The sequence below is a fragment of the Azohydromonas australica DSM 1124 genome (assembly GCF_000430725.1).
Lineage (GTDB): Bacteria > Pseudomonadota > Gammaproteobacteria > Burkholderiales > Burkholderiaceae_C > Azohydromonas > Azohydromonas australica.
Genome location: NZ_KE387206.1, coordinates 45,270 through 58,686 on the forward strand (window position 1 = coordinate 45,270; position 13,417 = coordinate 58,686).

The following is a 13,417-nucleotide window of genomic DNA, read 5'->3' on the forward strand; positions in this document are numbered from 1 at the left end:
CCTCAAGGCCAGAGGCCCGGCCATGCCGGTTGCGTCATCAATCTTTCACGCGCCGTACCCGCGACTTCCGCGGGCCGCACGGCCAACAGGAGAACGAGTGTGAGTGTGGTTGCAGTCATCGGCCTGGGCTACGTGGGCCTGCCGCTGGTGGTGGAGTTTGGCAAGAAGAGCCGCACCATCGGTTTCGACATCTCCCAGGACAAGGTGGACGCCTGCCTGCGTGGCACCGACCCGTCGCGCGAGCTGCCCGACGCGGAGATGGCCGTGGCAACGCACGCGGTGTATTCCAGCGATCCGGCCATCCTCGGCGAGGCCGACATCATCATCGTGGCCGTGCCCACGCCGGTGGACGAGGCGCACATCCCGGACTTCGGCCCGCTCGTGGGCGCCAGCAAGAGCGCCGGCAAGCACATGAAGCGTGGCGCCACCGTGGTGTACGAGTCCACCGTCTACCCCGGCGCCACCGAGGAGGTGGGCATCCCGGTGCTGGAGCGCGAATCGGGCATGAAGTGGAAGCAGGACTTCTTCGTCGGCTACAGCCCCGAGCGCATCAACCCCGGCGACCGCGAGCACACGCTGACCAAAATCGTGAAGATCGTCTCCGGCGACACCGCCGAGACGCTGGAGCGCGTAGCCCAGCTCTACGAGCGCATCGTCGAGCCCGGCGTGCACCGCGCCAGCTCCATCAAGGCCGCCGAGGCCGCCAAGGTGATCGAGAACACCCAGCGCGACCTCAACATCGCGCTGATGAACGAGCTGGCCATCATCTTCGACAAGATCGGCATCGACACCACCGAGGTGCTCGAAGCCGCCGGCACGAAGTGGAACTTCCTGAAGTTCAAGCCGGGCCTGGTGGGCGGCCACTGCATCGGCGTGGACCCGTACTACCTCACGCACAAGGCCGACATGCTGGGCTACCACCCGCAGGTGATCCTAGCCGGGCGGCGCATCAACGACGGCATGGCCAAGTTCATCGCCGAGCAGACGATCAAGAACCTGATCGCCGCGGGCAGCTACATCAAGGGCGCGCGCGTGAACGTGCTGGGCCTGACCTTCAAGGAGAACTGCGCCGACCTGCGCAACTCCAAGGTCGTGGACATCATTCACGAGCTCCAGAGCTACGGCTTGGAGGTCAGCGTGACCGACCCCTGGGCCGATCCGGCCGAGGCGCTGCACGAGTACGGCGTGAAGCTGGTGCCCTGGGACGAGCTGCCGCGCGCCGACGGCATCGTGGCCGCGGTGTCGCACCGCGAGTTCGCCTCGATGCCGCTGGAGGAGCTCGCGCGCAAGCTGGTGCGCAATGGCGTGTTCATCGACGTCAAGGCCGCCTTCGACGCCGCCGCCGTGCAGGGCGCGGGCTTCCGACTCTGGCGCCTCTGAGGCCGTCCCCGTCCCGCCGACCGCAGCGCCGCCCGCGCCGCGGGCCGCTGAAGAAAGCTTGAGATGACGACGCCCCGAATCCTGCACGTCCTGGACCATTCGATCCCGCTGCACAGCGGCTACACCTTTCGCACTCAGTCGATCCTGCGCGAGCAGCGCCGCCTGGGCTGGGAGACCTTTCACCTCACCAGCCCCAAGCATCTGGAGCCCAAGGGGCTGGAGGAGGACGTGGACGGGCTGCACTTCTTCCGCACGCCCATGGCGCCCCGCAGCGGAGCGCGCCTGCCCGGGCTGGGCGAGATCGCGCTCATGCGCAGCCTGGAGCAGCGGCTGCTGGAGGTGGCGCAGCAGGTGCGGCCCAGCGTGCTGCACGCGCACTCGCCGGTGCTCGACGCCATTCCCGCGCTGCGCGTGGGCCGGCGCCTGGGCATCCCGGTGGTGTACGAGGTGCGCGCCTTCTGGGAGGACGCCGCGGTGGACCATGGCACCACCACCGAGGGCAGCCTGCGCTACCGCCTCACGCGGCGGCTGGAGACGCACGCGCTGCGCAACGCGGACCACGTGTTCACGATCTGCGAGGGGCTGCGCGGCGACATCGTGGCGCGCGGCATCCCGGCGCAGAAGGTCACCGTCATCCCCAACGCCGTGGACATCGACGCCTTCGACGTGGGCGGCGAGCCCGACCAGGCGCTCAAGGCGCAGCTGGGCCTGGCCGGCTGCGACGTGGTGGGCTTCATCGGCTCGTTCTACGCCTACGAGGGCCTGGACCTGCTGCTGCAGTCGCTGCCGGCGATCCTGGCGCAGCGCCCCGGCGCGCGCGTGCTGCTGGTGGGCGGCGGCCCGCAGGACGCCGCGCTCAAGGCGCAGGCCCACTCGCTGGGCCTGGCCGACAAGGTGGTCTTCACCGGGCGCGTGCCGCACAAGGACGTGCAGCGCTACTACGACCTGGTCGACGTGCTGGCCTACCCGCGCCACTCGATGCGGCTGACCGAGCTGGTCACGCCGCTCAAGCCGCTGGAGGCGATGGCGCAGGGCCGGCTGCTGGTGGCCTCCGACGTCGGCGGCCACAAGGAGCTCATCCGCTACAACGAGACGGGCATGCTGTTCAAGGCCGGCAGCCCCGAGGCGCTGGCGCAGGCGGTGCTGCAGATGCTCGCGCAGCGCGAGCGCTGGCCGCAGCTGCGCCGCGCGGGCCGCGAGTTCGTGGAGCTCGAACGCAACTGGCGCGTGTCCGTGGGCAACTACCGCAAGGTCTACGAGGCGTTGTGCCAGCGCGGCTGAGGCCGCGCGCGGCGGACCACCCTCACATGCATTTGGAAGGCTGAGAGATGAAAGTCACTGTGATTGGTACCGGGTACGTGGGTCTGGTGACCGGCGCGTGCCTGGCCGAGATGGGCAACCACGTCGTGTGCCTGGACGTGGACGAGCGCAAGATCCGCGTGCTCAAGGACGGCGGCATTCCCATCCACGAGCCGGGGCTGGAGGCCATCGTGCAGCGCAACGTGGCCGTGGGCCGGCTGCAGTTCACCACCGACGTGGCCGAAGCGGTGTCGCACGGCACGCTGCAGTTCATCGGCGTGGGCACGCCCCCGGGCGAGGACGGCTCGGCGGACCTGCAGCACGTGCTGGCGGCCGCGCGCAGCATCGGCGCGCACATGACCGACTACAAGGTCATCGTGGACAAGAGCACCGTGCCCATGGGCACGGCCGACCGCGTGCGCGAGGCGGTGCGCCAGGAGCTGGAGCGCCGCGGCGTGGAGGTGGAGTACGCGGTGGTGTCCAACCCCGAGTTCCTCAAGGAGGGCGCGGCGGTGGGCGACTTCATGAAGCCCGACCGCATCATCGTGGGCGCCGACGACGAGCGCGCGGTGCTGCTCATGCGCGCGCTCTACGCCACGTTCACGCGCAACCACGACCGGCTGCAGCTCATGGACGTGCGCAGCGCCGAGTTCACCAAGTACGCCGCCAACGCCATGCTGGCCACGCGCATCAGCTTCATGAACGAGCTGGCGCTGCTGGCCGAAAAGGTGGGCGCGGACATCGACATGGTGCGCCGCGGCATCGGCAGCGACCCGCGCATCGGCACGCACTTCCTGTACTCGGGCGCGGGCTACGGCGGCTCGTGCTTCCCCAAGGACGTCAAGGCGCTGGTGCGCATGGGCGCCCAGAACGGCGTGCGGCTGCAGGTGCTGGAGGCGGTGGAGGCGGCCAACGACTGCCAGAAGCACGTGCTGGGCAACAAGGTGGTGGCGCGCTTCGGCCAGGACCTGGCCGGCCGCACCTTCGCGCTGTGGGGCCTGGCCTTCAAGCCCGACACGGACGACATGCGCGAGGCGCCCAGCCTGGTGGTGATCGACGACCTGGTGCGCCGCGGCGCGCGCGTGCAGGCCTACGACCCGGTGGCCACCGAGCAGGCCCGCGTGGCGCTGCAGGGCGTGGAGGGCGTGAGCTTCGCCGACAGCGCCATGGCGGCGCTCACCGGCGCCGACGCGCTGGTGATCGTCACCGAGTGGCGCGAGTTCCGCAGCCCGGACTTCGACGCCATCCGCGCTGCACTCAAGCAGCCCCTGGTGATTGACGGACGCAACCTTTTCGATTCTGCCGTGGTGGCAGCGCATGGCCTGGAGTACGTGGGCATCGGCCGCGGCAGGGAACAGGGGATGCGCCACCTATGACAGCGCAGGCTCAGGGCGGTCCGCACGTGGTCGTGCTCAGCAGCTTGTTCCCGAGCAGCGTGCAGCCGGGCGCGGGGCTGTTCGTGCGCGAGCGCATGTTCCGGGTCGGCCAGCGGCTGCCGCTGAGCGTGGTGGCTCCCGTACCTTGGTTCCCACTGCAGGGCCTGGTGCGGCGCTGGCGCCCGGCCTTCCGGCCCGGGGCGCCGCGGCACGAGCTCCAGTCGGGCCTGGACGTGTGGTTTCCGCCCTTTCCGAGCGTGCCGGGCATGCTCAAGCGGTTCGACGGCCTGTGCATGGCGCTGGGCGCGTGGCCGAGGTTGCGCGCGCTGAAGGCGGCGGGACGGCTGGACCTGATTGATGCCCATTTCGGCTATCCCGACGGCTATGCGGCCGTGCTGCTAGGGCGCTGGCTGCGGGTGCCGGTGACGATCACGCTGCGCGGCAGCGAGGCGCGCCATGCATGCGACCCTGTGCTGGCGCCGCTGCTGGCGCGGGCCCTGCGGGACGCCACGCAGGTGTTCGCCGTGTCCGAGTCACTGCGCCAAGTGGCCATCGGCCTGGGCACGCCGGCGGACAAGGTGCAGGTCGTGGGCAACGGCGTGGACCTGCGCCGCTTCTCACCCATCGCGCGCGCCCAGGCGCGCCGTGCCCTGGGGGTGCCTGAAGGGGGGCCGGTGTTGGTCAGCGTGGGCGGCCTGGTGGAGCGCAAGGGCTTCCATCGCGTGATCGAGTTGTTGCCGCGGCTGCGGCAGCGCTTTCCCGACCTGAGGTATCTCGTGGTCGGCGGTCCTAGTCCGGAAGGCGACATGAGCGCCGCGCTTCGCGAACAGGTGGCTGCGCTTGGCCTGGAGGCGGCAGTGCATTTTTTGGGGCCGCTGCCGCCCGATCGCATTCGCGAGCCGCTGTCCGCCGCCGACGTCTTCGTGCTGGCCACGCGCAACGAGGGCTGGGCCAACGTGTTCCTTGAGGCCATGGCCTGCGGGCTCCCGGTAGTGACGACCGATGTCGGCGGCAACGCCGAGGTCGTGTGCCGGCAGGAGTTGGGCACCGTGGTGCCTTTTGGCGATGCGCAGGCCCTGGGTGGTGCGCTTGAGGACGCGCTGACCCGGCGCTGGGACAGCCAGGCCATCATGGCCTATGCCCAGGCCAACACCTGGGACCGCCGTGTGGACACGCTGGTGGAGCGGTTCGAGGCCTTTCATGCGCTTGCAGGGGATGCCGCGTCGTGCGCATCCACCGCGACGCGTTGAGCAAAACAGATTTATGACGAGTCCGTACACCTGGCTGACCGCCAACGTCGTGTTTCCGCTGCAGGAGCGGCTCAAGCGCCACAGCACGGTGGCCGCGCGCCGCGACATGGAGCAGTCGCAATGGTGGGACCCCGACCGGGTGGCCGCCTTGCAGCTGCGGCGCCTGCGCGCGTTGCTGCCGAACGCCGCCCACGTACCGTACTACCGCGACCTGTTCGCACGGCACCGCTTCGATCCCGCGGCCGTGCGCAGCGTGCAGGACCTGCAAGGCCTGCCGTTCCTCACCAAGTCGCTGATCCGCTCCCATACGGAGGCGCTCAAGCATCCCCAGGCGCAGGGACTGGCGCGCTTTAACACAGGCGGTTCGTCGGGCGAGCCGCTGATCTTCTTCATCGGCCGCGAGCGGGTCAGCCACGACGTGGCTTCCAAGTGGCGCGCCACGCGCTGGTGGGACGTGGACATCGGCGATCCGGAAGTGGTGGTGTGGGGCTCCCCGATCGAGCTGGGCGCCCAGGATCGCGTGCGCTTGTGGCGCGACGCGCTCATGCGCACTTCGCTGCTGCCGGCCTTCGAGATGTCGCAGGCCAAGCTTGACGGCTTCGTTGCCCACATCAGGCAGCGGCGGCCGAAGATGCTGTTCGGCTATCCGTCCGCGCTCAGCCATATCGCGCGCCATGCCGAGAAGCAGGGCATCGCGATGGACGATCTGGGCATCAAGGTCGCGTTTGTGACTTCCGAGCGGCTGTACGACGACCAGCGCCGGGACATCGCGCGCGTGTTCGGCTGCAAGGTCGCCAACGGCTACGGCAGCCGCGACGCGGGCTTCATCGCGCACGAGTGCCCCTCGGGCGGCATGCACGTCACGGCCGAGGACGTTGTGGTCGAGCTGGTGGACCGCGACGGCCGGGTGGTGGCACCGGGCACAGCGGGTGAAATCGTCGTCACGCACCTGGCCACGCGCGATTTCCCCTTCATCCGCTACCGCACGGGCGACATTGCCGTGATGGACCCGCAGCGCTGCGCCTGTGGCCGTGGCCTGCCCCTGCTCAAGGAAATCCAGGGCCGCAGCACCGACTTCGTGGTGGCGGCCGACGGCACCGTGATGCATGGACTGGCGCTGGTGTATGTCGTGCGCGACCTTCCCGGCGTGGAGAGCTTCAAGGTCGTGCAGCACAGCCGTGAACACACCAGCGTGCAACTGGTGGTCAGCGGCGCATTCGACCGGGTGGGCATCGACAGCATCGTGGCGGGCTTCAAGCGGCGGCTGGGCGCGCAGGTGCACGTGGACGTGGAGCTCGTGCAGCACATCGCCCCGGAGAAATCCGGCAAGTTCCGCTACATCGTCAGCCACGTCGCGTAGGCCTGCCAGCGCATGCGCGATTTGCTGGTCGTCCTGCCCGCGGTCCTGGGATCGCTCTACGGGATCAAGCAGCCCTGGATCGGCATCCTCGTCTGGACGTGGCTGAGCCTCATGTCCCCGAACCGCCTGACCTACGGCTTTGCCTACAGCGCGCCGCTGGCGGCCATCGCCGCGGGCTGCACGCTGCTGGGCCTGATGCTGACGCGTGATCGCTCTTCGCCGTTCAAGGGTGCGCCGGTGGTCTGGCTAGCGCTCTTCATGCTTTGGATGACGCTGTCACGCTACCTCGGCACGGGACCGGAACGAGATTACGAATCGTGGAGCAAGGTCATGAAGATCGATGGCTTCATGCTTGTCGCACTGGCCGTGATGCACAGCAAGAAGCACATCATGGCGCTGGCCTGGGTGGCGACGATGTCGCTGGCGCTGCTGGGCGCCAAGGGGGGGGCCTTCGTCATAGCCACGGCCGGCGGCCACAAGGTCTTTGGCCCGCCGGAGTCCTTCATCAGCGACAACAACCACTTTGCCACGGCGCTGGCCATGACCGTGCCGCTGTTGCGCTTCCTGCAGCTGCAGCTGCCCGAGGCGGCGTGCTGGCAGCGCCGGGGCGTGGGCCTCGTCATGCTGCTGACGGCGATTGCGGCCCTGGGCAGCTACTCCCGCGGCGCGCTGCTGTCGTTGACGGGGATGGCTCTGATGATGTGGTGGCGCAGCAAGAAGCGGCTGGTGGGTGGCGTCGTGCTCTTGCTCCTGCCCGTGCTGCTGGTCAGCGTCATGCCCGATGCCTGGATGGAGCGCATGAACTCCATCAAGGACCATGACCAGGATGCCTCCGCGCAAGGTCGCTTCAACGCCTGGATCATGGCCTGGAACGCGGCACCGCACCATCTGTTCGGCCTGGGCTTCGTGACCTGGACGCCAGAGCATTTCGCGATCTATGCGCCCCACCCGGAGGACGTGCATGCGGCGCACAGCATCTACTTCCAGGTGTTGGGCAGCCACGGCTACATTGGGCTGGCGTTGTTCCTCGTCCTGTGGTTCTCCACCTGCCGCATGGCGGGGTGGCTGCGCAAGAACGCCGCCCACATCGAGCAGGCCCGCTGGGCGGCGGAGCTGGGCACGTACGTGCAGGTGTCGTTCATCGCTTATCTGGTGGGCGGATCGTTCCTGAGCTTGGCCTACTTCGACCTGCCCTACAACCTGACGGTGCTGGTGGTGCTGGCGCGCCAGTGGGTCCTGACCAAAGGCTGGGAGCGCGAACCCGTGTCCCCGCCGGAAAAGGGCGCCAAGCCGGGCAAGGATGCCAAGCCGGGCAAGCGGCGCGCGCAAGGTCGGGCCGGGAGGTTCTGAGCATGCTGCGCAGGCTGCTGGGCTGGCTGTCGCCCGCCGGTGATCGAGGACGCTTGAGCGTGCTGGTGCTGCATCGTGTGCACCTGGTGGCGGACCCGCTGCATCCGGACGACCTCGACGCCATGGCCTTCAACCGCGTGTGCGGGTGGCTGGCGCAGTTGTTCAACGTGCTGCCGCTGGATGAGGCCGTGCGGCGCCTGTCTGCGGGCACGCTGCCAGCGCGCGCGTTGAGCATCAGCTTCGACGACGGCTACGCTGACTGCCACGACGTGGCGTTGCCGATCCTGCAGCGCCACGGTCTGTGCGCGACCTTTTTCATCACGACGGGTTCGCTGGATGGCGGTTGCATGTGGAACGACCTGGTGGACGAGGCGGTGCGCTTGGCGCCATCCGCTGTGCTGGACCTGCGCGGCCTGGGCATCGACGCGCTGCAGCAATGCGACATCGGCAGCACGCAGCGCAAGCACGAAGCCTGCGAGCGCATCAAGCGGTGGCTCAAGTACCTGCCTCAGGAGCAGCGCCAGGTGCTGGCGCAGGAGGTCGTGGCGCGCGCCGGCGTGAAGCCCCCTTCGGACCTAATGATGAGTTCCGAACAGGTGCGCCGGATGTACCGCGCCGGCATGCAGATTGGCGCGCACACCGTCTCGCACCCGATCCTGGCGGGGCTGCCGGCGGAGCAGGTGCGCGCCGAGGTGGGCCGCAGCAAGCAGCACCTGCAGTCGATACTGGATGCCCCGGTGGAACTGTTCGCCTATCCCAATGGCAGGCAGGGCCAGGATTTCGATCTGCAGGCGATCCACATCGTGCGCGAGGCAGGCTTCAATGCCGCCGTTACCACCGACTGGGGTAGCGCCAATCGCCACACCGACCCCTTCCTGATTCCACGCTTCATGCCCTGGGACCGTACCCGGTTGCGGTTCGGGCTGCGCATGGCAGCCAATTTGCACCGGCACGGCGGCAAGTCTGCAGCAATGGCCGGATGTGACTCCCAGAATATGATGCCAACGTCGCGGTAGCCGAACTGGTCCGGGATTGGGCTTTGGCTTGCGTCCTGACTGTAAACCATGTTCGTAGCTTTGCTAACATCCTGTAGAAATCCATGAACCCAATCGCGCGGTTTCTTGCAATTGGCAGTTTTGTCTTTGCCTCACTCATGACTGTATTGCCTGCCATGGGCGGTGAAACAAGTGGTTTGGACCGGCTAGGCGCGGCGAAGGAAACTGCGCAGATCCATGGTGGCCCGGTACCGATCGCGAAGTTGGGCGTCGTCAGTCCCACCAGTGGATCTTTGTTGCCCTTCACGGTCGGCCAGCCGTTGATTCAAGGCGCGGTGCCCGCGAAATGGGGCATCGTTGCAGACGTTCCCGAATTTCAGTGTGTAATAAAAAACCGCTGGCCCGACGGCAGCGCTAAATTTGCGATTTGCTCAGGCCGTGTTGACATGGTCGCCGGCAAGTTCCGAAGCCTGCAGTTGAGCTCGAGCCCGGTTTCCGCAAGTTCCGTACTGAGCACCGGAGTTCTCAAGGCGGCAGGCATGACCGCCAGCGTGCAGTTCGGCGCATTTGGCACCGCTCGCTGGTCCGTGCTTGACTGGGACAGGCCGTTTCAACAGTGGGTGGCGGGCCCGCAGATGAGTTCCTGGATATACCGCAAGCCCATCGGCCCGGATCCTCACCTGGTGGCTTGGCTTGAGGTGCGCGCCTACAAGGGCGGACACATCGAAGTGCTGCCATGGGTTGAGAACGGCTATCTCACCGTGCCGGGTCCTAATGAAAAAAGTGGGATTGCAACCTTCACCCTGGGCGGCACGGAGCGTTTTTCTCGGCCTCTCACACTCCTCAACCATCAGCGGGTGGTGCTGGCGGAGGGAAGCGCACTTACACACTGGTTGTACGCTGATCCTCAGGTGACCCCGCGGCACGATGTCAAATATTTCATGGCCACCAGACTGGTGCCCAATTATCAGGCGAACACCCATTCCAGGAGCCGAATTTTCGATCGTCTGGTCACCACCTACGAACCCTTGGCAGTAGCGAATCATGCTCCTGGCATGGGCATGGCCGGTTACCATTCTTCCATCGGCTTGCTTCCAGAATGGGATGTGGCTTATTTGAGCTCAGGTGCGGATCCCCGAGCCTACGCCGCTGTGCTGGTCAATGGCTACGCTGCAGGCCGCTATGGTATTCATTATCGCGACGAGCGTACCAATCGTCCGCTGTCTTTCGCCAGTCATCCAAACCTTGTGATGTCATACGGTTCCGGCGTTTCCGATATTGGAACGTCCAGTTCCAACCAAGTCACGCCCGTGCCGTCCGGCGCAACGCCGCCCCGATTTGCCACTTCCCATCATCCCTCGCTCGGTTACATGGCATACCTGGTGACCGGCTGGAATTACTTCATGGAGGAAAACCAGTTTGTGGCCACAACCAATTATTTGAAGCAGGGCGATACCAATCGACAAAAGAGCCGCGGTGTCATGTTGTCCTACTCGGCGGCACTGACGCCGCGTGGTGCGGCATGGGCTGAGCGTTCACTGGCACAGGCTGCGGCCATCACGCCGGACGATGATCCATTGCATGCACAGTTTTCGGCCAGTGTCGATGCCAATATCGAGTACTACCATGGCCACTACGTTGCCAAATCCCATAACCCATTGGGGTTGGTGCAGCCGTACGGCAGCTTTAATCCAAACATTCCGTTGAAATTCCAGATTTGGATGGACGACTTCTTTACGGCTTCGTTTGGTTATCTCAAGGACTTGGAGGTCCATAGTGCCGCACTGCAGTCCAAGCTTGACGCCTTCTTGGCTTGGAAATATCGTGCTGTTGTTGGTCGTTTAGGCGGCAGTGGTGTTGCGGAGTTCGCGTATCCTTATGCTGCTCAATATACTGTGAATTATGCGCCAAGCGGCCGTGTCGATTGGGCTGGTGGCGAAGGGCCTTGGTACAGTTCTTGGGGTGCGGTTGCAAGGTCCATGGAGATTCCCACTAACGGCGAACCGGGCAGCGCCTTGGCGGTGGGTTATCCTAACGATCCCACGAGCTACTGGGGTAATTTGGCGCCGGCGTTGGCCTATGCCGTGGACCATAACGCAAAAGGCGGCAAGCGGGCTTGGTTGCTTATGACGTCGGCTTCAAACTACCCGGCCTTGGCTGTTCGCTTCGACGATGCTCCGGTATGGAGCGTATGGCCCCATACCGTGCCGAAGTGACGGGACGGCAAGCACCCGGGGGTTCCATGTTTGCCGTGTGAAAGGCGCCTTGATGCATGGCGGTTGCGCAAACGCGAGCCTGAAGTCCAGGTGGTCGTGTTCGTGTGCTACCTTTGGGCGTGATGCAGGGTCTGCTCGTAAATTTCTCCCAAGCCCATGGACGCACAAACTGCCCTGAGCGAGAAATTCACGGACAGTTCATTGCCCAAGTCGCGCCGCCAGTCATCGTGGCCAGCAACCTTATAAGTCGCTCGACGTCGAAGGCGCGTGAAATGACCAGGGTCCACTTCCATTTCCGGGATCAAGTCGAGGTCGCCGCCACAGTGATTGCGCCAATACATGATACCGGTCCCGTGGTCCCAATAGTGCCTGACCTTGCGTTGGCGTTCGGCATGTCCATGGTGCATGGGATGCAGGTAGAAGCATGCCCACCACCCGCAGCCGGTCATGAAATTGTCATGGCTGCCTCCCCGGCTGACGCAGCCAATGAGTTCCCAAGCACGGTGGTTGTTCAGGCGCAGTAACCGGTCCTTGAACGGGCGCGCCGGTTCGACGGCGACGATCTGCCTGTCGTTGAGCCGTTCGAACCGCTCGGCGTAGCGCCTGAGTTGATCCAGCGGTACCAGCAGGTCTGAATGCCAGAACGCCAACCGCGGTGCAAATGCAAAAGCAAATTCCAGCGGAAAGTGCGGGTACATGGTCCGGAATCCGAACTGGCGATTGAAATCTATGCAGATCGCACCGGGTACCAGTGCAGGCTTGCCGACACGCGGGTCGAAACCCACTACAGGCGTCCAGCCAACGGCTCGTACGAGTTGTTGCTGGACCAGGCACCATTCTTCGTCCACATTCCAGCACAACCAGGGCTTTTCGACGCCAGCCAGCGCCTCCTTCCATTCGGCACTCGCTGCAAGTATGTCGTGGACAGTAAAAGGTGATGGATGAAAAGCCTCCCAATTACCGATGCCTGCTGAGGTTTGAACCTGTTCCGATTCAATCAGCCAAGGCCTGCTGTCGGCAATCAATGTCATTTTTTCACCTGGTTCAGTAACGAAGTTGCCCTTGTCGCCGGGCGGAGAGGATTGGCGGGCACGCCGTCCTGCCAAGTCTGATGTTTTCACCGTTGCGGCTAGCCCGGTTGCCGTTTACTGGAGCGGTCATGGCGTCGTGAACGCTTTCGCCAGGTATGGCAATGAATACGGTGACAGACAGGCGGCGGTGTGTCCTGCGGCGGTCGAGGCTTTTACAGATATCACGTTGCCAGTTTGGCGGCGTGGTGGCGACCGGAACCATGGCGCAGCTTCTCCAGCCGTTCCAGGTAACGGTTGATGTGCGAATCGATGACGGATGCGTCACTGAGCATCGGACGTTGTTTCGAGGCACTCAACAGTTGGGCCACGGCGGCGGCGTGATCGGCGCTGTTGCTTTGCCGTGGCCCAGGAGCCGTCCAGTGAGGCCTCCACAAGCCCATGGCATGCAATGTCCGCTTGGCATGGTCCTTCAACTGCTGCGTCAGGCTTGAATCTTGGGCAGATGCGTAGAGTGCATGCACCTTATGTGGTGCATAGGAAAGACTCAGCGTGGAGAGCCAATCATTCCACTTGAAGGCGTCAATATAGGGATAACAGGTCACGGGAATCCAGGGCACGCGCAGCGTGTCGGCCGCGATAGCGCCGTGCATGGCCTCGCACAGAACCAACTCGCAGCTGCGCAGCTGTTGCAGCACAATTTCGACATCCCATCCGGCATAGATGTAGGTAAAGCCCAGGTCGCGGCATACGGTGCTCCAGTCGTAATGCCGGCTGCTCACGCAGTGGGGGATGAATCCGATCCTTCCGCGAACCCGCTCAACGGGGGACAGTTCCACCCTGGCTAGCAATACGGCCGCGTCGGTGATGGCCGTATCGGCATCCAGCCCGAGCAGTTTGGCGGTTGCCGGCCCGCGCACCGCGTGGAAGGCATATCCGCCCTTGCTGAAGTCGGGTGGCGAGCCGTAACCGTAGCCCGAACCAAAAACATGCTTGACACCGCTGACTGGCAGCCGGTGGTTTAAAAGCGTGCCAATGCCGACAAACCATTCGGACTCATCTGCGTCGAGAAAACCGGGCAGCAACCGGTCCCACAGCCAGGGGTTGAGGTCGTCGCCGAAATTGCCGAGGGGGTCTTTGAAGTACCAGAGCTTCATAGGGGA

Annotated in this window: 10 protein-coding genes; 8 read left to right on the forward strand and 2 right to left on the reverse strand. The window is 65.2% G+C overall.

The window, feature by feature from the left end; all coding sequences use genetic code 11:
- Positions 1-99 precede the first annotated feature (99 nt).
- From H537_RS0126040 to H537_RS53400, 8 genes are all read left to right on the forward strand, one after another.
- The gene (locus H537_RS0126040) at positions 100-1,380 is read left to right on the forward strand and encodes a nucleotide sugar dehydrogenase (RefSeq protein ID WP_029000199.1); all 1,281 of its coding nucleotides are present in this window, start codon (positions 100-102) and stop codon (positions 1,378-1,380) included.
- A gap of 63 nt (positions 1,381-1,443) precedes the next feature.
- Positions 1,444-2,661: a TIGR04063 family PEP-CTERM/XrtA system glycosyltransferase gene (locus H537_RS0126045; RefSeq protein ID WP_029000200.1), complete on the forward strand. Its 1,218-nt coding sequence runs from the start codon at positions 1,444-1,446 to the stop codon at positions 2,659-2,661.
- Positions 2,662-2,708: 47 nt separating this feature from the next.
- Complete coding sequence (locus H537_RS0126050) at positions 2,709-4,055, forward strand: UDP-glucose dehydrogenase family protein (RefSeq protein ID WP_029000201.1); 1,347 nt, start codon at positions 2,709-2,711, stop codon at positions 4,053-4,055.
- Positions 4,052-5,305, forward strand: a complete 1,254-nt coding sequence (locus H537_RS0126055; RefSeq protein WP_029000202.1) for a glycosyltransferase — start codon at positions 4,052-4,054, stop codon at positions 5,303-5,305. The genes H537_RS0126050 and H537_RS0126055 overlap by 4 nt, the downstream gene beginning before the upstream one ends.
- A gap of 13 nt (positions 5,306-5,318) precedes the next feature.
- A complete protein-coding gene (locus tag H537_RS0126060) occupies positions 5,319-6,665 on the forward strand; it encodes a phenylacetate--CoA ligase family protein (RefSeq protein WP_029000203.1) in 1,347 nt (448 codons plus the stop codon).
- 12 nt (positions 6,666-6,677) lie between these two features.
- The gene (locus H537_RS0126065; RefSeq protein ID WP_029000204.1) at positions 6,678-8,015 is read left to right on the forward strand and encodes a putative O-glycosylation ligase, exosortase A system-associated; all 1,338 of its coding nucleotides are present in this window, start codon (positions 6,678-6,680) and stop codon (positions 8,013-8,015) included.
- A 2-nt stretch (positions 8,016-8,017) separates the two neighbouring features.
- Positions 8,018-9,031: a polysaccharide deacetylase family protein gene (locus H537_RS45575; RefSeq protein WP_064736049.1), complete on the forward strand. Its 1,014-nt coding sequence runs from the start codon at positions 8,018-8,020 to the stop codon at positions 9,029-9,031.
- Positions 9,032-9,114: 83 nt separating this feature from the next.
- Positions 9,115-11,226, forward strand: a complete 2,112-nt coding sequence (locus H537_RS53400) for a hypothetical protein (protein WP_156901946.1) — start codon at positions 9,115-9,117, stop codon at positions 11,224-11,226.
- 107 nt (positions 11,227-11,333) lie between these two features.
- Here the strand turns inward: H537_RS53400 and H537_RS53405 are convergent, their stop codons facing one another.
- On the reverse strand, positions 11,334-12,347 hold the full coding sequence (locus H537_RS53405; protein WP_156901947.1) for a hypothetical protein: 1,014 nt from the start codon (positions 12,345-12,347) through the stop codon (positions 11,334-11,336).
- Between the two features lie 131 nt (positions 12,348-12,478).
- Complete coding sequence (locus H537_RS45585) at positions 12,479-13,411, reverse strand: polysaccharide pyruvyl transferase family protein (protein WP_051243275.1); 933 nt, start codon at positions 13,409-13,411, stop codon at positions 12,479-12,481.
- Between the last annotated feature and the right edge of the window lie 6 nt (positions 13,412-13,417).

Bases quoted from the DNA above. Each gene is read 5' to 3' on its own strand.
- H537_RS45585 (WP_051243275.1), bottom strand. From the start codon at position 13,411: ATGAAGCTCTGGTACTTCAAAGACCCCCTCGGCAATTTCGGCGACGAC.
- H537_RS0126055 (WP_029000202.1), top strand. From the start codon at position 4,052: ATGACAGCGCAGGCTCAGGGCGGTCCGCACGTGGTCGTGCTCAGCAGC.
- H537_RS0126060 (WP_029000203.1), top strand. From the start codon at position 5,319: ATGACGAGTCCGTACACCTGGCTGACCGCCAACGTCGTGTTTCCGCTG.
- H537_RS45575 (WP_064736049.1), top strand. From the start codon at position 8,018: ATGCTGCGCAGGCTGCTGGGCTGGCTGTCGCCCGCCGGTGATCGAGGA.
- H537_RS53400 (WP_156901946.1), top strand. From the start codon at position 9,115: ATGAACCCAATCGCGCGGTTTCTTGCAATTGGCAGTTTTGTCTTTGCC.
- H537_RS0126045 (WP_029000200.1), top strand. From the start codon at position 1,444: ATGACGACGCCCCGAATCCTGCACGTCCTGGACCATTCGATCCCGCTG.
- H537_RS0126065 (WP_029000204.1), top strand. From the start codon at position 6,678: ATGCGCGATTTGCTGGTCGTCCTGCCCGCGGTCCTGGGATCGCTCTAC.
- H537_RS0126050 (WP_029000201.1), top strand. From the start codon at position 2,709: ATGAAAGTCACTGTGATTGGTACCGGGTACGTGGGTCTGGTGACCGGC.